Origin of the sequence: Psychrobacter sp. TB20-MNA-CIBAN-0197, from assembly GCF_040309765.1 — a bacterium.
GTDB classification, from domain to species: domain Bacteria; phylum Pseudomonadota; class Gammaproteobacteria; order Pseudomonadales; family Moraxellaceae; genus Psychrobacter; species Psychrobacter submarinus.
Window position 1 is genome coordinate 1 of record NZ_JBEOPC010000806.1, and the last position, 262, is coordinate 262.

Here is a 262-nt window from a genome sequence, read left to right on the forward strand (position 1 = left end):
GGTCGGCTTGCAATGCGCCGGCCTGCTTCAGAGCTTCGAGAATTGCCATCAGGTCACCCGGTGCCGCGCCGACCTGGTTCACCGCACGGACGATCTCGTCGAGGGTGGTGCCCGGGCCGAACTTGAACATCGGCTTGGCTTCCTGTTCGGCATTCACCCGCGAGCGCGGTACGACGGCGGTCTGGCCGTTGGACAGCGGGCCCGGCTGGCTGACGATCGGGTCTTCGGTGATGGTCACGGTCAGGCTGCCGTGGGTCACGGC

1 protein-coding gene is annotated in these 262 nt (G+C 67.2%); it reads right to left on the bottom strand.

Going from position 1 to position 262, the window contains the following annotated elements; all coding sequences use genetic code 11:
- The coding region (locus AAEY83_RS16080; protein WP_351060594.1) for a flagellar basal body P-ring protein FlgI at nucleotides 1-238 on the bottom strand (238 nt) is incomplete at its 3' end.
- Nucleotides 239-262: the final 24 nt, after the last annotated feature.